The organism is Pedobacter aquae, assembly GCF_008195825.1.
In the GTDB taxonomy this organism is placed as follows: domain Bacteria; phylum Bacteroidota; class Bacteroidia; order Sphingobacteriales; family Sphingobacteriaceae; genus Pseudopedobacter; species Pseudopedobacter aquae.
In genome coordinates this window covers 3,155,779-3,173,101 of the sequence record NZ_CP043329.1, presented here as the reverse complement: position 1 = coordinate 3,173,101, position 17,323 = coordinate 3,155,779, and the positions used below count along the sequence as shown (strand labels likewise).

The following is a 17,323-nucleotide window of genomic DNA, read 5'->3' as shown; positions in this document are numbered from 1 at the left end:
AACCGTTACCGGAGGTAAATTACCCCCCCCGCATTGATGTTTACTGTTGCATTGGTTTGTGAAGTAATAAAAAGAGTTAATCTAGAGCCTAATCCATCAATATGCCCCGCATAAGCTACCCAAAAATCTGTCCCTTTATTAGATGAACCTTGGGCCACAGCATTTCCTATGGCAGCAAAGCATAATACACTGCATAAATACAATACCAGTTTAAAATGATTCATCTTTTTGGATAAAATCCCTCTATAAAGTAAGACTAATTATGGTTTAATTGGTTTAAGCTATTTTTTGTAATAGTACAGCAATTTAGCATAAAAAATTATTTATTTCTTAATGCCAAAATCTCTTTATAATTTAGAATTTTTTCTAGTGCTACCTTCTTAAAATTTTTATCCGGTTCCAAGATGTTAAGAGTAGAAAGCGATAAACCCTGTAAACTGGTTTATTCATTAGCCAAACATGATTTTTTAGGTTTTTTAATAGAGCCTCATGTGGTGCAATTAAATCAAAACGGTGGCTTTTCTCTCACTTACCAACGTATTTTTTCTAATACAGCCAAAGAATTTTCTCCTATTATTGATGCTACCGATATCAAGCTGATTAAATTACTAGAGGAGATTGAGCAAAACAACATCATCAAAAAGTATTACAAAAAAACCATTAGGCCCTTAGAGTTTTTTACCAAGAATTGGGATGATAAGTTTAGTGATACCGTACGCCCAAAGATAGAAAAGAAACTTACCGAGGCTTTGACACTTATCCGTGATAAGGAAATTTACTTAATGGGTAAAGAAGGTTGGCCTGTGGAGAAGCAATTGCACTTGGCAGAAGAAGCTGCAACCATCCTTTTTCATTTTAGACGTAATGAGATTGAAACCCGCTATTTCCCAACCATCAAGTATCAGGGTTTAAGGATTGATTTTATGTTTAAAGATGCGCAGGTTATTACCAACCAACCCGCTTTGTTGTTGTTAGATAATATGCTTTATCATTTTGACCAAGGTTTGGAAGGAAAAAAACTACAGCCTTTTCTTAATAAAAGATATATCTCTATACCAAAATCATCAGAAACTACTTATTTCGAGAAATTTGTTGCCCCACTGATAGAAAAATACCACGTTTACGCAGAAGGCTTCACCATCAATACAGAAAAATACGACGCTAAGCCTATTCTTAAAGTGGTTTATGTGCCAGAAGGTGTATCAGAAATACAGCTTTATTTTAAATATGCCGATTATGTTTTTGCCGCCGGCAGCGATAGGCAAGTAACCGTAAGGATGGAGAAAATTGATGATGATTATATCTTTCATCGTATTAAACGCTCCTTATCATGGGAGAAAAATAAGTTAGACGAGCTTTTAGCTTTAGGCCTTAAAACCAATAGCAACCTTTTTGTGCATTTGCAAGTAGCGCATCAGCATGATGAAACTGATTTATCTTTTTCTGTTTTTGATTGGATAAGCGAGCATCATGAAGACCTTATAGCGAAGGGTTTTGAGTTTGAACAAGATAGTAGCGCCAAAAAATATGTGATTGGTAACAGTAAAATCGATTTAGAAATTCAGGAAAAGAATGATTGGTTTGATATTAACGCTATTGTGCAATTTGGTATTTATAAAATCCCTTTTATTCAGCTTAGAAATCATATCCTCAATAAAAAAAGAGAGTTTATTTTGCCTAATGGCGAGATTGCTATCATCCCAGAAAAATGGTTTTCGCAATACGGAAATTTGCTTTCTTTTACAGATGGTACAGAAAGTTTAAGACTTAAGAAACTACATGTAGGTTTGGTTCATGATTTTGCTAATAGCGATTTGGCTAGCGTTACCATGGATAGAAAACTGCAACGCCTAGCAGATTTTGAGTTTATTGAAGAAGTTACCGAGCCTGTAAATTTTAATGGGACTTTAAGACCTTACCAAAAAGCTGGCTACAACTGGTTCCATTTTCTTCAGAAATATAATTTTGGCGGCTGCTTGGCTGATGATATGGGCTTGGGTAAAACTGTACAAACTTTGGCCTTATTACAAAAAGCTAAAGAAGAGCAACAAGCCTTGGGCATACATACCACTTCTTTATTGATTATGCCCACTTCTTTAATTTATAACTGGATTAACGAAGCAAAACGCTTTACACCACAACTTAAAATTTGTACACATACGGGTACTAATAGAGAGAAAGATATTAGTATTTTTAGTCAGTACGATTTGGTAATTACCACTTACGGTATCAGCCGTTTAGATGTTGATGTTATTAAAGAGATGTATTTCAACTATATTATTTTAGATGAAAGCCAGAACATCAAAAACCCATCATCAAAATCTTTTAAAGCGGTTAAGCAACTCAAATCAAAATATAAACTTATTCTTTCTGGTACGCCGGTAGAAAATACGGTTAACGATTTATGGACGCAGATGTCTTTCATCAACCCAGGTTTACTGGGCTCCCAAACGTTTTTCCAGCAAGAATTTGTGCAGCCTATAGAGAAAAAGAAAGACGAGGAAAAAGCACAAAAGCTTCAGGTTTTGATAAAACCTTTTGTGATGCGCCGTACCAAAGAGCAAGTAGCTACAGAGCTCCCGCCAAAAACAGAAAGTTTGTTTTATAGCGAAATGACCGTAGAACAGGCCGATTTTTATGAGAAAACGAAATCAGAATACCGTAACGAGTTGATGAAATCTTTAGAAGATGGTACTTTCTCTAAATCGCCTATTCAAATTTTACAAGGTCTTACCAAACTAAGGCAAATTGCTAATCACCCGGCTTTGGTAGATGCTGAATATGAAGGAGAATCAAGCAAGTTTAAAGACGTTGTTCATAAACTAAACAGTGTTGTTGAAGCTGGCCATAAAGTATTGGTATTCTCGCAATTTGTAAAACAGTTAGAACTTTACAAGCAATATTTTGATGATAAAAAGGTGAAATACTCTTATTTAGATGGTTCTACCGCAAACCGTGGAAAAGTTGTAGAAGAATTTAAGCAAGACCAAGACATCCAAATATTCTTAATTTCTATAAAAGCTGGTGGCGTTGGTTTAAACTTAACAGAGGCTGATTATGTTTTTATTCTAGACCCTTGGTGGAACCCTGCTGTAGAGCAACAAGCCATAGACCGTACACACCGTATTGGGCAAACTAAGAATGTTTTCATCTATAAATTTATCACCAGAAATACGGTAGAAGAGAAAATTGTAGCATTACAAAACCGAAAACTTACCGTAGCCCAATCTTTAATTACTACAGAAGAAAGCTTCATTAAATCTTTATCAGAAGAAGATATTAAAGAAATTGTAGGATAATAAAAAAGCAGAGGCTCTCATAAAAAACCTCTGCTTTACAAATCCATATAGGCTAATTTTAGTCTAACAACAACCAAGTTGTTAACTCTTGTGCAGCTTTATTATTTTCAAAAACGATGGTGTTTCCTTTATAAGTATTCAGGATATCGTTATCTATATATTCATTATAAATCCAAGGGTCGCCAGCGGCAAATACTTTACCTTTTCCATATTTGGCAGTTGCTATAATTACGTCGCCTTTATCAGTAATTAAAGCTTTTGCGTTTTTGCTTACGCTGATGGTTGATATCCCCTTAAGGAATAAATTCTTAGCTGTTTTAAAAATTTCATTTCCTGCTTCTGGCACAATTAAACCTACAGATAAATCTTTCTCAACCGCGTTTCTTATTTTATCATTAAAATGGATACCAAAAGTATTGGCTAGTTTATTAAAATGCGGAAGCTCGCAGTTGATAGAATCATTGGCTAATAAAACCAAAGTACCACCAGTTTTAACCCATTTTTTTATCGCTTTTATAGCCTCTTTCTCAACAAAATTAGGTTTTGCTGTTTCCTTTTTAGTATCAGGGTCTGTAATGATATAAACATCAGTACCAGCTAAATTTGCTGTAGTTGGCGCAACAGTTAAACTCTTAAGAGCAGCACCTTGTTGCTTAAACATTTCTCCCCATTTAGAGTAACCTGTCATCGCTTTATCTTCCCAGGTATAATGAAAACGATTGGTTTTACCCTCTTTAGTTTGATATTCATTATTATAGAAATAATCTAAAGTAACAGTTTTCTTGTCTTGGGCTGTAACGTTAATCGCTAAAAAAGCAAATAAGCAGGCTAAAATGATTTTATTCATGATGGATTTTTTAATGTGCAGGTTCTATTCTTAAGCCAATATCAGAAACGGCTTTTAATGGGTTGTCTCTCATGTTTTGCTCTATAACAAAACTGTATTTCCCCTTTTTAGGGAAACGATAATTTTCTTTAAAAATAAGCTGGTAGGTATATAAGTTACCAGAGCCTTTGCCTAGCCACTCGCCATCTGGTTTAGCTAGTTGAAATTCTTCTCTTTGAACGGTTTTTTTGTTATCCGGATCTGTAAAACTTACCCTAACCCATACATTGGTGTATTTATAATCATCGGTATGCCTAAAATTAATATAAATATGATACGGCATATTAGTATCCTGAATATCAACTTGTGCTCTTAAAGGTTTATCGTAAGACCAATTTCCGTTTTTGGTAGCTTCAAAAGTATCTATAATAGCATTGTCTGTGCAAGCTTGCATAAACAATGCTAAAAGTATGATAAGGCCTTTTAAACTATTTCTCATCCTTGTTGGTCTGGCTTTTTATCTTGGTTAGGATTTCTCCTCTTTTTAAACTTATTCTTTTTAGGTTTATTTTCTCCAACAGCTCCTGGCTCTTGTGGCTTAGGTTGTGCCTGTTGCGGTTTAGCTTGCTGTGGCGCTACTGGCGTATTTTGCTGATTGTTATTTCTAGCATCAGGACCACCGTTTTGGTTTCTGTTTTTTGATTTATTACGATTATTCTTCTTTCTATTTCTAGATTTTTCGTCTAACCTGGTTAAGCTATCTTGCCCAACAACGTTTTCATAATCAAAAGATTTCTCGGTTTTAACCAATTCTTCTAAAACAGCAGCATGGTCTTTTAAGTCATCGGGTTTTAAACCCTTTTTATTCATTTCCTGAATTTCCTTAACCCTATCTATTTCTAAAGGAATCCACGTATTATCTTCACCATAATAGCTAAACCACATCAGTTTCTTAAAGATATCGGTCTTTTGCAAACGGGCTTCGCCTTTTTCGGTACGTAATTTTTCTACATTATCGGGGATATGCTTTAAAGCATCCATGTAAGAATCTAGCTCGTAGTTAAGGCAACATTTTAATTTACCACATTGCCCAGCCAGTTTTAAGGTATTTAAAGATAAGTTTTGGTAACGAGCAGCAGCTGTAGAAACAGTTTTAAAATCTGTTAACCAGGTAGAGCAGCAAAGCTCTCTTCCGCATGAGCCAATACCACCTAATCTGCTGGCTTCTTGGCGCATACCAATCTGCCGCATTTCTATCCTTACCCTAAAAGACTCTGCTAGTTTTTTAATGAGTTCTCTAAAATCTACCCTACCATCGGCAGTGTAAAAGAAAGTAGCTTTTGATTTATCTCCTTGATATTCTACATCAGAAAGTTTCATGGCCAAGCCCAATTCTAAAGCAATAGTTCTTGCTTTGTGCATGGTTTCATACTCACGCTCTTTTGCGCTTTTCCATTTATCTACATCCTGTGGTGTAGCTTTTCTTAAGATTTTTAAAGGTGCTTTTTCCTCGGTAACCCTTTTACGGTTCATTTGTATTCTTACCAATTCTCCGGTAAGGGTAACATGGCCAATATCATAGCCTCCGGTAGTGGTTTCAACCGCTATCAGCTCGCCCGCCTCCAGATAAATATTTTCCTCATTACGATAAAAATCTTTTCTGGAACCTTTAAATCTTACTTCTACGTAGTTAAAAGGTTTATATGAAGATGGCATATCCATATCGGAAAGCCAATCGTAAACATCTAATTTGCTGCAACCCCCGTCTGTTAAACAAGAGCCATTACTTTTGCAGCCACCAGGCGTACATCCTCCGCCTGAAGAGCAACTTCCACATCCCATAATTTATAATATATGTTGAGTCCCCGCAGGGAGCGTATTAAACTTTAATATTTTAACCAAATTCAAAGATACATCTAAAAATAATATCTTCGGATTTGCATTTCTTTCTATATGATAATGAGCTTTTTCTAACTCGTTTGCAATAGCTTCTGCTTTTGCCAGGTTTAAAATTTTCGAAAAATTACTAATAAATTCTAATTCTTTTGCAGATAAATGTATTAAACCTGGTGTTTCTGCCAAAAATAGCATGCACTCTCGCATTAAATTAATGCCATAACGCAGCAAATTCTTCTGATTCTCTCGGCCCATCTTAGAAAAATCATCATCAACAAAAGCAACCAATCTTAAGCCTTGGTTGCCATAGCATGCTCTTAACCAATTGCTCAGTAAATCATGATAATCATTCTCCTCATGTGTCATGAAAGTTAACGCTGCTTGTAAGTTTCCATTGCTTAGGTAGGCAAGCTGCATGGCTTTTTCTTCGCTTAAATGATGTTTTTCTACCAAAAATTTACAAACGTCTTCATTACTTTGCTTTGGTATCTTAACAATTTGCGTTCTTGATATGATGGTATTTAAAATTTGCTCTTGATTTTGAGCTACCAATAAAAACAAAGTTTTTTGTGCAGGCTCTTCAATAATTTTGAGTAAAGCGTTACCTTCTTTCTCCAGATACTCGGGTAACCACATAATCAAAACCTTATACTCGGCCTCAAAAGGTTTTAAACTTAGCTTTTGGATGATGCTGTGGCACTCGGCAATATTTATGTTTGCTTGTTTATTATCGGCACTTAAATGATTGCGCCATTCATCTAAACCTAAATAAGGATTTTGCAAAAAGCTAGCTCGCCACTCTTCCACAAAAGTAAGTGCAGTATCTTCTTTATGCTTTGCAAAAAAAGGATAAGAAAAATGTAAATCTGGGTGAACCAGCTTTTGGTACTTTCTACATGATGAACATTCGCCACAAGAATCGTTTTCTAAAGGCTGCTCGCAACAAATATATTGTGCATAAGCAAGCGCTAAAGCCAAACTACCAGAGCCCTCTGGGCCTAAAAATAATTGAGCATGACTTATACGACCATCTTTAACTGTTTTAATTAGATGAGCCTTAACTGTTTCTTGTCCTACAATATCTTTAAACTGCATTGCTGCAAAATAAAAATAAGTATTGAGATTTGCGTACATCGTATTGCGAAATCACTGTTTACTTTAGACTAAAAGAGATTACATTTGCTTTAAATTTGGTACGCTATACGCATATCTCAATACTAAATACCAAAAAATGGCAAGATTAATGGCTTTTGATTATGGAAGTAAACGTTTAGGAATAGCCGTTACAGACCCCATGCAAATGATTGCTAATGGCTTAACTACCATACATCCTAAAGATATCATCAGCTTTTTAAAAACCTATTTACAAACAGAGCAGGTAGAGGCTTTTATTGTTGGCCAACCCAAACAAATGGATGGTAGTGCATCGCAATCTGCACCATTGGTTCATGCTTTTGTAAATTTGTTGAAAAAGAATTTTCCTGATATTAAGGTAGTCATGGTAGATGAGCGCTTTACCTCTAAAATGGCCTCTGCTGTAATTGCCCAAAGTGGTATGAGTAAAAAAGCTAAACATAACAAAGCTTTGGTTGATACCATTTCTGCTACCATTATTTTGCAATCTTATATGGAGCAGCAATCGCTTTTTTAATGAAACGCTTCTAAATTAGGAAGAAATAGAAGCCATCATAAATACTTAAATTAGCCCCCATGGAACTTCTTAACGAAAGCTTAAAGCTTTACCTAAAACAGTATTGCGAACCAGAACCAGAGCTTTTAAAACATATAGACCGGGAAACCAATCTTAAAGTTTTAATGCCCAGAATGGTGTCTGGCCATTACCAAGGCAGGGTAATTAGCTTGTTAACTAAACTCGTATGTCCCAAAAATATACTAGAGATTGGCACTTTTACAGGTTATGCTACGTTATGCTTTGCTGAAGGACTGGTAGAAGATGGTAAAATTATTACACTTGATATTAACGAAGAGTTGGAAGATAGAGTAAGAGGTTATTTTGCTCAATCTGCTTACGCGGATAAAATTGATTATCGCATTGGTAATGCTATGGAGATAGTACCTACGCTTAAAGAAACTTTTGACATGGTATTTATTGATGCTGATAAGAAAAACAACCTTAATTATTATCACTTGGTTTTTAACCAAGTAAAACCTGGTGGGTTAATTATTGTTGATAATGTTTTATGGAGTGGTAAAGTAGTAGCGCAAAAAGAAGATAAAGATACCAGCAATATTATTAATTTTAATGATGAAATAGCTAAAGACCAACGCGTTGAAAAACTTATTTTACCTGTTAGAGATGGCTTATTCATCATCAGAAAGAAATAGAAAATGAAAAGACTTAACCTTTATGCTGCTCTACTAGTTGTTTGTTGTATAACGATTTTTCAGGCTTGCTCTCCTAAAACACAAAGCTACCACAAACAAAATAAGCAAATAGAAAAAACTGCTGATAAGAAAACAAGTGGTAATTATACAAGCTATAACGCCGCTTCTTACATAGAAAGATTTAAAAATATTGCCATTACATCTATGAATAAGTATGGTATACCAGCTAGTATTACCTTAGCACAAGCTATCTTAGAATCTGGAACAGGAAATAGCGATTTAGCTAAATATGCCAATAACCATTTTGGTATTAAATGTACCAGCGATTGGAAAGGTAAAGGTTATTATAAGGATGATGATAAAAAAGACGATTGCTTTAGGGTTTACCACAACCCCGAAGAAAGTTTTAAAGACCATTCTGAATTTTTAAAACGTAAACGTTATGCACCTTTATTTGAGTTAGATAAAAATGATTACGAAGGCTGGGCTTACGGATTAAAACAAGCAGGTTATGCTACCAATCCAAAATATCCGCAACTTTTAATTGGTATTATAGAGCGCTATAACCTTACCCAATACGATAGCTGGGAAGGACGATACGAAAAGATTAAAAGAGAAGACCGTGTTTTGGCAGATATCAATAAAAATATACCTAAAGAAACTCAAAAAGAAAGAACTACCAATGCCCCGGTTTTAATAGAAGGCAATAAATATGTAGTGCAAACGGGAGATACACTATACAATGTTTCTAAACGTTTTGGCCTTACGGTTGATGATTTAATGTTACTTAACAATTTAAGTGATAATAATATTAAAATTGGCCAAAGCCTTATCATAAAGAAATAAAACATTGAGACTAAGAGTAAGTTTTTTCTTCATTTTTAGCTTTATGCTATTTGTAAAAGGCTCTTTAGCACAATCTATTGAAGCAGAAGGTATTGTGTTTGATAGCGATACTAAATTTAGACTTACCCGAGTAAAAATTAGCAACAGAACAACTGGCACTTCTATTTTTAACACTACTAAAGGCGAGTTTAAGTTGAGTGTATCCACCGGCGATAAAATAACAGCATCGTTATTTGGCTATAAACCAGACACTTTAATATTCAACCCATCACGGCCAACGCTTATTTTTAACCTTAAAAGATTAGCCATTCCCCTAGCAGAAGTTTTGGTACAAGACTCGGTTTTAAGTGCAAGAAAACGCTATGAGGAATTGCGAAAACAGTTTAGTACCCTCAATAGAATTGGAAACAATAAAGATTTATTAGCCTTTGGCAATAATGGCGGCGTAGGCTTAAGTGTTGATGCTTTATGGAGTGCTTTCTCCAGAGAGGGTAAAAACGCTAGAAAATTACAGGAAATTATGGAACGAGATTATGTCAATAATTTTATTGATGAACGTTTCACAAAAGCCCTAGTTACTAAAACAACAGGTTTAAGAGGAGGAAAATTAGAGGTTTTTATGCTTAATTACAGACCTTCTTACTTTTTTGTTTTAGGAGCATCAGAATATGATTTGATTTCTTACATCAAAATAGCTTATATCCGCTTTCTAAAATATCCTTACCTAGAAGACTTATCTTACCTAGAACCTATCAAAATAGAATAAGAATGTGGCATAAAACTATACATTGCCCTTGGCTTCATGTAAATGCTATGGCTTTATACCCTTTCATTCTGGTTAAAGCAAAACATAACTTAAGTAATCAGCAACTTATCAATCATGAATTAATCCATTTTAAACAACAGATAGAACTGCTTATTTTACCTTTTTACTTGTTTTACATTATCAATTACCTTGTTAATTTGCTGTATTACAGGCAACATCATAAAGCCTATTTACAAATTATTTTTGAGCAAGAAGCTTACAAGTACGATATGCATTTAGACTATATCAAAAAGCGGAAATTCCTAGCTTTTTTGTACTCTTAAAAGCCAATTTCTATCAGAAAAAACAATAAAAACTTAATATAAATATCAAAATTACGTTCTTTGTGGTATGAAGTTTATCAAAATTGGCATCATTTCCTTACTAGCTATTATTTCATTAAGCACAAAAACCAAAGCACAATTACTTGATTTTGAAACAGATACCATTAAAATATCTCCTATATATCCCAAAAAAAATATATTAACCAGCAGATTGCCTTTCTTTTACATCAAAAAACAAGATTTACCTTTTTATCTAATTAAAAGAAAGGTTAATTATTGGAAAACAACAGGCTCTTTTGGTCTTAATTTAAACCAAGCTGCTTTTAGTGATAATTGGAGTAGTGGTGGGGTAAACTCTATTTCTTTAAGTACTTTGTTAAATTATAAAGCTGAGTATAATAAAGATGGTAAAAACTTTATTTCTGAAGTTATTTTACAATATGGTAAGCTCAAAAATAAAGACCAAATGGAGCGTAAAACCAACGACCGTATTTTTTGGGATAATAAAGCAGCGTTTAGATTATCAGAAAACTGGAATTTCTTTGGTTCTATAAGTTTTGAATCTCAGTTTGACCTTGGATATACCTATTCTAAAGATAAAGCAACCGGAGAAGAAACCAGACGCCCTATCTCCAGATTTATGTCGCCCGGTTATTTAACAGAGTCTTTTGGTTTTGAGTATAAGCCAGAGAAATTTTTCAGTGTACGTTTAGGCACAGGTACTGCCCGTCAAACTTTTATGTTAGATACTACTTTGTATAGAAATAATCCAAGAAATTTTGGTGTTCCTATTGGCAAAAACTTTAGAAATGAGCTTGCTTTTCAGGCGGTTGTAAATTTCGATAAGGATATAGCTACCAATATCAATTTAAAATCGAGGTACTTATTATTTGCCAATTACGAGCGTTTAAATAATATAGACCAAAGGCTGGATGTGACCTTAACTGCAAAGGTTAATCGTTTAGTTAATGTTACCGTTGCTGGTACAGCTTTGTATGATGATGATTTTAGTGGTCAGATACAATCTAGCCAGTCTTTAGCATTGGGTTTAGTATATAAATTTACACCATAAAAAAATGCCCCACGTTCCGGGGCATTAATTCTGCATAACACTAACTAACTAACTCTATTTCTAAATTGCAGGAACGAAATAAAGATCTTTTAACCTGTAAATCAGGTTTATATCATGATATTAGAATATCTCTTTAACACCTTGAATTTAAGGTAAAAGTACTAAAAAAAGCCATTTGTAAAAACTTCTTTACAATCTTTTTAACAAACTTTAACATTTATTTATATCAAGTTTATAATTGTCATAACGATTTACAGAACGGTTTATTTTACTAATTATAAGACGAAACTTAGGCTGGCTTTGTTACAGTAATTTTTAAAAAAATTTTTTCAAAGCAAAGTATTATAAAAGATATAAAATGAAAGTGCTTTTTATCCTCAAAATGATAACTTTGTAATCCAAAAAATAAAAAAGGTTAGCAAATGTTTGACAATCTACAGGAGAAGCTTGAAGGCGCTTTTAAAGTCTTAAAAGGACAAGGAAGCATTACCGAAATTAACGTGGCAGAAACCATGAAAGAGATAAGAAAAGCTCTTTTAGATGCCGATGTTAACTATAAAACTGCAAAATCATTTACTGACGAGGTTAAGCAAAAAGCTTTAGGGCAAAACGTTTTAACAGCTATTTCACCTGGCCAGTTACTAACCAAAATCATGAATGATGAGCTGACTAACCTTATGGGCGGTCAGGTTACAGAGCTTGATTTAAAAGCTAATCCAACCATAATTTTAATTGCCGGACTGAACGGTGCTGGTAAAACTACTTTTACCGGAAAGCTTGCAAATTTCCTTAAAACTCAAAAAAATAAAAAACCATTATTGGTTGCCGGTGATGTTTACAGACCAGCCGCTATAGACCAATTAGAGGTTTTAGCTGGGCAAGTAAATGCCGAGGTTTATACCAATCGTGAATCTAAAGACCCAGTTGCTATTGCCTTAGAAGGTATTGCACATGGTAAGAAAAACGGCAATAACGTTATCATCATAGATACTGCTGGTCGTTTAACTTTAGATGATGCCTTGATGGATGAAATTGCTGAAGTTAAAAGAGCAACCAACCCACAAGAAATACTATTTGTAGTGGATGCCATGACCGGGCAAGATGCGGTAAACACGGCTAAGGTATTTAATGATCGTTTAGATTTTACCGGAGTTGTTTTAACCAAATTAGATGGTGACACTCGTGGTGGAGCAGCCCTTTCTATCAAATCTGTAGTAAACAAACCTATTAAATTTGTAGGTACAGGCGAGAAAATGGATGCGCTAGATGTTTTCTATCCAGAGAGGATGGCGTCTCGTATCTTAGGAATGGGTGATGTGGTATCTTTAGTAGAAAGAGCACAACAACAGTTTGACGAGAAAGAAGCAGCAGCGCTTCAAAAGAAAATCAGGAAAAATAAATTTGATTTTAATGATTTTTTAGGTCAAATACAGCAAATCAAAAAAATGGGTAACATTAAAGATTTGATGGGCATGATACCCGGCGTTGGTAAAATGATGAAGAATGTTGATATAGATGATAATGCCTTTAAAGGTATAGAATCTATCATTACTTCTATGACACCTTACGAGCGTGAAAATCCGGATACTATTAACCAAAGCAGAAGAATAAGAATTGCTAAAGGTTCTGGCAACGATATTACAGAAGTAAATAAATTAATTAAGCAGTTTGAGGATATGCGTAAAGTGATGAAGCAATTCTCAGACCCATCGGCCATGTCTAAAATGCAGAAAATGATGAAGAATATGCCTGGTGGTATGGGTAGGTAATTATCTGCTGATGTTATAAATGAAGAGAGACTGTTTTTAAAATGGTCTCTCTTTTTTGTTTAATCTTTTTCAAGAAGAGAAAGTGTCTAACTTTTTGGGGGCACCCTATAAGCGGTTCTCCTTTTTCTTTTAGCTAAAATCTTCTAAATCCTTTTTCACCCTTCGTTCTATCAAGATTTTCTTTTTGTCTATTTCGGCATTGTTTAAAGTGTCCAAGGTATTATCGGTAACTACAATTTTGTGGTCTTTTTCCTTTTCGCTGTTGTGAATAGCTACGCTTTCTATGTTTTGTAGGGCAACATCATAAGGGCCTTTATCAGACATCAATTTCACAAAAACTGGTAAACATTCTAAAAGCACAAACAGGAAAGATATAAAAGATATTGCCAAATAAGTATCTACATCTCTGCTACCATCAGGGTTAAAAGAAAGCTGCCCAAGCGCATAATTCCTATCGGCAAAGCCAGCAACATTAGCTAAACTATCCAGTTGTTTTTCGTTAAAAAGTAAAGTGCTATTTAAGCCCTCCATTTCTTTACGCCGGTTAATGATATCGTCTATACGCTGTATATCATTTCTTACTTGTATTAAGCGGGCTTCTTTTTGGTTTATAATAGCTTCTTTTTGCTTGGCATAAGTGCCAAAGCCCGTTACACCACTGGTTTGGTTGGTTTTATCGCCAAAAACTTCTTGATTTAAAATATATCTGGAGCGGTTGATATCTTTCTCTAAAGAATCTTTCTCTGATTTTAATTCCTCAAACTTCGCAAGCTCAATACTATATTTATCCGAGAAGGCTCTGTTTAAAGTATCAATTTTAGAACGCTGTCCGTTTAAATAGCTGGTTTTAAGCTTTTGCCTAATTTCTTTATCAAAAATTTTCAGCTCTAAAGGTCTTGATATCACTATACCAATCATGATGGCTAATAATATCCTAGGTAAAGCTTGATAAATTTGTTGGTTAGAGCCACCTGTTTTCTTAATACTAGCAACAATGTAGCGGTCCATATTAAAAATGGCTAAGCCCCAAATAACACCAAATAACATCGCAAATAAAACAGCGGCACTACTCCCAGAAAAAACAAAATACATAGCGTAACCGCCAGATAAAGAAGCAAATAAGGCAGTAAAGAATATGGTTGCACCGATACCAACATATTTATTATGTTCTGTAGGATATTTTTTAAGTGTTTCTATGTGTGCGCCAGAGCAAAACCAAAAGAAATCGGTTATTTTTTTCATCTTATCATGATCAATAAAAAATGTTTTTCTATTACAGCAAAATTTATGCTCAAAATAAACAAGCTATAAACGCTTATAAGACATGTTTAGGTATAAGCATGTTACAGCATATAGTTGATAAAAGGTAAACTTTAATTATTAAGTTTTAAAACCTGCTATTTTTACTATTTTTGATAAGCATAAAGTATTTTATTATGAACGAGATAACAGTAGCAGAGCTAAAAAAATGGAGAGATGAAGGCAAGGAATTTCAATTAATTGATGTTCGTGAGCCTTTTGAATATGAAATGTCTAATATAGAGGGAGAAAATATTCCGCTAGCTAGCGTTTTATTAGAGGCCGATAAAATATCAAAAGATATTCCTGTAGTTATTCAATGCCGTAGTGGCGCCAGAAGTGCTGCTGCTTTAAACCAATTGCAAAACCTAGGTTATGCCAACCTTTATAATTTAAAAGGCGGTATTTTAGCTTGGGCTGCAGAAATTGAACCTGGCATGAAAGTATATTAATCATGTTTAAAAAGGTATTATTTAACGTTATTTTAAACTTAATCATTATATGCTCTGCCATAGGAGCTGTAATGGCTTTTAAGGCTGGTAATTATTTCTTACCCTTACTTTTATTAGCGGCATTTGGCTTAAGCTTATATTATAAAATTAAGTTGATGAAGCAGGTACGAGAAGAAATGAAACTTAAGGCAGAAGAAAAGCTTAAAAATAAAAATCCTAAAAAGCGCTCTTGAGGCGCTTTTTTCCATAACAAATCTTTTTGATAAATAAGAGAACCAATTTTAAGGCGTTTTTGTAATTTGGTATAAATATGAATCCTTACGAAAGAAAACGTCGCTGGAAATATCTCCTACTTTTTTTCGCAATAGTTATTGCTGTTTCATCACTTTGGTATACTGATTTTTTGGTGCAAAACATTGCAAAATCAGAACGTACCCGGGCCGAGCTTTGGGCGCAAAGTCTTAAGCGAATGTTTGAAACAGATAACGATGAGATGATGAATTTCCTTTTCACCATAAGGGATAGCTTACCTGTACCCGCAATTGTTACCAGTGAAAAAGACTCTATCATTACCTACCAAGGTTTAGACACGGCTAAAACATATTTTGAAATTGAAAGCAATAAAAAATACGACCCAAAGTATTTTTTAAAAGAGCTACGGGAAATGAAAAACCAGCACAATCCCATCCCGGTAGAGTTTTATGGAAAAAAGAATCTTATTTACTATAAGGATAGCGATTTGCTCAATCAACTTAAGGTTTTCCCTTACATCCAACTCAGTTTAATAGCTGTTTTTCTGATGCTGGCATACTTTGCTTTTAATTCGGCAAGAAAATCAGAACAAAACCAAGTTTGGGTTGGTTTAGCTAAAGAAACAGCGCATCAACTGGGCACACCCATATCCTCTTTAATGGCATGGGTAGAGCTTTTAAAAGAAAGGTTTAAAGCCGATGATTCTTTGATACTAGAAATGGAAAATGATGTTAGAAGACTAGAGGTTGTGGCCGATAGATTTTCTAAAATCGGTTCTAAGCCTATCTTAAGCAGTCATTCTGTTTATGATGTTGTTAAAGATTTTGTTGATTATTTTAGGGTTAGGGTATCAGATAAAATTACTTTTGAGGTTAACGGAGACGAGCAGCTAGAAGCCCTTATTAACGTCCCTTTGTTTGATTGGGTGATTGAAAACATCCTTAAAAATGCAGTAAACGCTATTGATGGGAAAGGTATCATCAGCATCAATATCCAAGAAAATATTGTTAAAGAACAAATTATTATAGACATCACAGATACAGGTAAAGGTATCCCACGCTCTAAATTTGACACCGTTTTTCAACCAGGCTTTACTACCAGAAAGAGAGGCTGGGGTTTGGGCTTATCATTAACTAAAAGAATGATAGAAAACTACCACGGCGGGCAGGTTTTTGTAAAAGAGTCTGAACTGGGTAAGGGCACCACATTTAGAATTATACTTAAAAGCAGCATAAATTATGTACCAACCATTTAGTAACGAATACGCTCCATATTACGAAGGATACATCAAATTGGTATCTGGCCAAAACATCCTTAGAAAGTTAAAAAACCAATTAAATGAGGTTGATGATTTTTTGGCAGAAATACCTGCAGAAAAACATGATTACGCTTACGCTGATGGTAAATGGACCATTAAAGAAGTTGTTGCCCATTTAATAGATACAGAAAGGGTGATGGCTTACCGGGCCATGCGTTTCTCAAGAAATGATTTTACACCTCTGCCAGGTTTTGATCAGGATTTTTACATGCAAAATATAGATGTAAGCAAACGTTCTTTTAATGATTTGGTTGATGAGTTATTAATCATGAGACAGGCTAACCTCTATTTTTTTAAATCATTAACAGAAGAAGATTATAAGAAAAAAGGTGTAGCAAGCGAAAGAGAAGTAAGTGTTGGTGCTTTATTATTTATTATGGCAGGCCATATAGAGCATCATTTTAGGGTATTAAAAGAAAAGTATTTGAAATGATTTGGTTTAAAAGTTATACTCCAGAAGAATTAAACAGCAGGCCAAAAAATCATATTGGGGCTTTGCTAGGGATTAGTTTTACCCATATTGGCGATAACTTTTTAGAAGCTACCATGCCGGTTGATGAACGTACCCGCCAACCGGTAGGTATTTTACATGGAGGCGCTTCTGTAGTGCTTGCAGAAACATTAGGAAGCGTAGCTAGCAACCTGGTTTTAAATCCCGATGAGAAAATGGGTGTGGGTTTAGAAGTAAATGCCAACCATTTACGTCCTGTTAAATCGGGTTATGTAAAAGGTGTTTGTACGCCAATACATATTGGCGCAAAAACACATATTTGGGATATAAAAATTTACGATGAAAGAGGCAAAATGAGCTGCATCAGCAGGTTAACAGTAGCTGTAGTTCCTGCTGCTGTTAAATAGC

General features: G+C 34.6%; 19 protein-coding genes. 13 read left to right on the top strand and 6 right to left on the bottom strand.

Features of this window, described 5'->3' with window-relative positions:
• Window positions 1-5: 5 nt before the first annotated feature.
• Window positions 6-224 carry a hypothetical protein gene (locus tag FYC62_RS13960; protein WP_149075378.1) on the bottom strand — a complete coding sequence of 73 codons (219 nt, stop codon included), beginning with the start codon at window positions 222-224 and terminating at the stop codon, window positions 6-8.
• Between the two features lie 180 nt (window positions 225-404).
• Between FYC62_RS13960 and FYC62_RS13955 the strand changes: the two genes are divergently transcribed.
• On the top strand, window positions 405-3,299 hold the full coding sequence (locus FYC62_RS13955) for a DEAD/DEAH box helicase (RefSeq protein ID WP_149075377.1): 2,895 nt from the start codon (window positions 405-407) through the stop codon (window positions 3,297-3,299).
• Between the two features lie 58 nt (window positions 3,300-3,357).
• Here the strand turns inward: FYC62_RS13955 and FYC62_RS13950 are convergent, their stop codons facing one another.
• The 4 genes from FYC62_RS13950 to FYC62_RS13935 are packed head-to-tail and all read right to left on the bottom strand — an operon-like array spanning window position 3,358 to window position 7,116.
• Complete coding sequence (locus FYC62_RS13950) at window positions 3,358-4,146, bottom strand: DUF4350 domain-containing protein (protein WP_149075376.1); 789 nt, start codon at window positions 4,144-4,146, stop codon at window positions 3,358-3,360.
• A 10-nt stretch (window positions 4,147-4,156) separates the two neighbouring features.
• Complete coding sequence (locus FYC62_RS13945; RefSeq protein WP_149075375.1) at window positions 4,157-4,624, bottom strand: gliding motility lipoprotein GldH; 468 nt, start codon at window positions 4,622-4,624, stop codon at window positions 4,157-4,159.
• Window positions 4,621-5,967, bottom strand: coding sequence for a PSP1 domain-containing protein (locus tag FYC62_RS13940; protein WP_149075374.1), 1,347 nt, complete (start codon window positions 5,965-5,967; stop codon window positions 4,621-4,623). Before FYC62_RS13940 ends, FYC62_RS13945 begins: the two co-directional genes overlap by 4 nt.
• A 3-nt stretch (window positions 5,968-5,970) precedes the next feature.
• Window positions 5,971-7,116: a DNA polymerase III subunit gene (locus FYC62_RS13935; RefSeq protein ID WP_039452452.1), complete on the bottom strand. Its 1,146-nt coding sequence runs from the start codon at window positions 7,114-7,116 to the stop codon at window positions 5,971-5,973.
• Window positions 7,117-7,252: 136 nt separating this feature from the next.
• Here FYC62_RS13935 and ruvX point away from each other — a divergent pair, with 136 nt between their 5' ends.
• From ruvX to ffh, 7 genes are all read left to right on the top strand, one after another.
• Window positions 7,253-7,672, top strand: a complete 420-nt coding sequence (gene ruvX / locus FYC62_RS13930) for a Holliday junction resolvase RuvX (protein WP_149075373.1) — start codon at window positions 7,253-7,255, stop codon at window positions 7,670-7,672.
• Between the two features lie 59 nt (window positions 7,673-7,731).
• Window positions 7,732-8,367, top strand: a complete 636-nt coding sequence (locus FYC62_RS13925; RefSeq protein WP_149075372.1) for an O-methyltransferase — start codon at window positions 7,732-7,734, stop codon at window positions 8,365-8,367.
• Between the two features lie 3 nt (window positions 8,368-8,370).
• Window positions 8,371-9,213, top strand: a complete 843-nt coding sequence (locus tag FYC62_RS13920) for a glucosaminidase domain-containing protein (RefSeq protein WP_149075371.1) — start codon at window positions 8,371-8,373, stop codon at window positions 9,211-9,213.
• A 43-nt stretch (window positions 9,214-9,256) separates the two neighbouring features.
• Window positions 9,257-9,979 carry a hypothetical protein gene (locus tag FYC62_RS13915; RefSeq protein ID WP_149075370.1) on the top strand — a complete coding sequence of 241 codons (723 nt, stop codon included), beginning with the start codon at window positions 9,257-9,259 and terminating at the stop codon, window positions 9,977-9,979.
• A 2-nt stretch (window positions 9,980-9,981) separates the two neighbouring features.
• Window positions 9,982-10,302, top strand: coding sequence for a hypothetical protein (locus FYC62_RS13910; RefSeq protein ID WP_039452406.1), 321 nt, complete (start codon window positions 9,982-9,984; stop codon window positions 10,300-10,302).
• A 67-nt stretch (window positions 10,303-10,369) separates the two neighbouring features.
• The gene (locus FYC62_RS13905) at window positions 10,370-11,374 is read left to right on the top strand and encodes a DUF3078 domain-containing protein (protein WP_149075369.1); all 1,005 of its coding nucleotides are present in this window, start codon (window positions 10,370-10,372) and stop codon (window positions 11,372-11,374) included.
• Between the two features lie 422 nt (window positions 11,375-11,796).
• Window positions 11,797-13,143 carry a signal recognition particle protein gene (ffh, locus tag FYC62_RS13900; RefSeq protein WP_149075368.1) on the top strand — a complete coding sequence of 449 codons (1,347 nt, stop codon included), beginning with the start codon at window positions 11,797-11,799 and terminating at the stop codon, window positions 13,141-13,143.
• 129 nt (window positions 13,144-13,272) lie between these two features.
• Here the strand turns inward: ffh and FYC62_RS13895 are convergent, their stop codons facing one another.
• Window positions 13,273-14,385: a DUF4407 domain-containing protein gene (locus tag FYC62_RS13895; protein ID WP_149075367.1), complete on the bottom strand. Its 1,113-nt coding sequence runs from the start codon at window positions 14,383-14,385 to the stop codon at window positions 13,273-13,275.
• 194 nt (window positions 14,386-14,579) lie between these two features.
• On the opposite strand from FYC62_RS13895, the gene FYC62_RS13890 reads away from it, so the two are divergent.
• The 5 genes from FYC62_RS13890 (at window position 14,580) to FYC62_RS13870 (ending at window position 17,322) form a co-directional block, all read left to right on the top strand.
• Window positions 14,580-14,894 (top strand): rhodanese-like domain-containing protein, encoded by a 315-nt coding sequence (locus tag FYC62_RS13890; RefSeq protein ID WP_149075366.1) that lies wholly within the window; start codon window positions 14,580-14,582, stop codon window positions 14,892-14,894.
• A 2-nt stretch (window positions 14,895-14,896) separates the two neighbouring features.
• A complete protein-coding gene (locus FYC62_RS13885) occupies window positions 14,897-15,127 on the top strand; it encodes a DUF6358 family protein (RefSeq protein ID WP_039452395.1) in 231 nt (76 codons plus the stop codon).
• A gap of 77 nt (window positions 15,128-15,204) precedes the next feature.
• Window positions 15,205-16,401 (top strand): sensor histidine kinase, encoded by a 1,197-nt coding sequence (locus FYC62_RS13880; protein ID WP_039452394.1) that lies wholly within the window; start codon window positions 15,205-15,207, stop codon window positions 16,399-16,401.
• Entirely contained in the window at window positions 16,385-16,897 is a 513-nt protein-coding gene (locus FYC62_RS13875) for a DinB family protein (protein WP_149075365.1), read from the top strand. The genes FYC62_RS13880 and FYC62_RS13875 overlap by 17 nt, the downstream gene beginning before the upstream one ends.
• Window positions 16,894-17,322 (top strand): hotdog fold thioesterase, encoded by a 429-nt coding sequence (locus tag FYC62_RS13870; protein ID WP_149075364.1) that lies wholly within the window; start codon window positions 16,894-16,896, stop codon window positions 17,320-17,322. The genes FYC62_RS13875 and FYC62_RS13870 overlap by 4 nt, the downstream gene beginning before the upstream one ends.
• Window position 17,323: the final 1 nt, after the last annotated feature.

Coding starts and splice junctions, on each gene's coding strand:
- FYC62_RS13920 (WP_149075371.1), top strand. CDS start 8,371: ATGAAAAGACTTAACCTTTATGCTGCTCTACTAGTTGTTTGTTGTATA.
- FYC62_RS13880 (WP_039452394.1), top strand. CDS start 15,205: ATGAATCCTTACGAAAGAAAACGTCGCTGGAAATATCTCCTACTTTTT.
- FYC62_RS13940 (WP_149075374.1), bottom strand. CDS start 5,967: ATGGGATGTGGAAGTTGCTCTTCAGGCGGAGGATGTACGCCTGGTGGC.
- FYC62_RS13885 (WP_039452395.1), top strand. CDS start 14,897: ATGTTTAAAAAGGTATTATTTAACGTTATTTTAAACTTAATCATTATA.
- FYC62_RS13870 (WP_149075364.1), top strand. CDS start 16,894: ATGATTTGGTTTAAAAGTTATACTCCAGAAGAATTAAACAGCAGGCCA.
- FYC62_RS13875 (WP_149075365.1), top strand. CDS start 16,385: ATGTACCAACCATTTAGTAACGAATACGCTCCATATTACGAAGGATAC.
- FYC62_RS13915 (WP_149075370.1), top strand. CDS start 9,257: ATGCTATTTGTAAAAGGCTCTTTAGCACAATCTATTGAAGCAGAAGGT.
- FYC62_RS13905 (WP_149075369.1), top strand. CDS start 10,370: ATGAAGTTTATCAAAATTGGCATCATTTCCTTACTAGCTATTATTTCA.
- FYC62_RS13945 (WP_149075375.1), bottom strand. CDS start 4,624: ATGAGAAATAGTTTAAAAGGCCTTATCATACTTTTAGCATTGTTTATG.
- ffh (WP_149075368.1), top strand. CDS start 11,797: ATGTTTGACAATCTACAGGAGAAGCTTGAAGGCGCTTTTAAAGTCTTA.
- FYC62_RS13955 (WP_149075377.1), top strand. CDS start 405: ATGTTAAGAGTAGAAAGCGATAAACCCTGTAAACTGGTTTATTCATTA.
- ruvX (WP_149075373.1), top strand. CDS start 7,253: ATGGCAAGATTAATGGCTTTTGATTATGGAAGTAAACGTTTAGGAATA.
- FYC62_RS13960 (WP_149075378.1), bottom strand. CDS start 224: ATGAATCATTTTAAACTGGTATTGTATTTATGCAGTGTATTATGCTTT.
- FYC62_RS13925 (WP_149075372.1), top strand. CDS start 7,732: ATGGAACTTCTTAACGAAAGCTTAAAGCTTTACCTAAAACAGTATTGC.
- FYC62_RS13895 (WP_149075367.1), bottom strand. CDS start 14,385: ATGAAAAAAATAACCGATTTCTTTTGGTTTTGCTCTGGCGCACACATA.
- FYC62_RS13935 (WP_039452452.1), bottom strand. CDS start 7,116: ATGCAGTTTAAAGATATTGTAGGACAAGAAACAGTTAAGGCTCATCTA.
- FYC62_RS13910 (WP_039452406.1), top strand. CDS start 9,982: ATGTGGCATAAAACTATACATTGCCCTTGGCTTCATGTAAATGCTATG.
- FYC62_RS13950 (WP_149075376.1), bottom strand. CDS start 4,146: ATGAATAAAATCATTTTAGCCTGCTTATTTGCTTTTTTAGCGATTAAC.
- FYC62_RS13890 (WP_149075366.1), top strand. CDS start 14,580: ATGAACGAGATAACAGTAGCAGAGCTAAAAAAATGGAGAGATGAAGGC.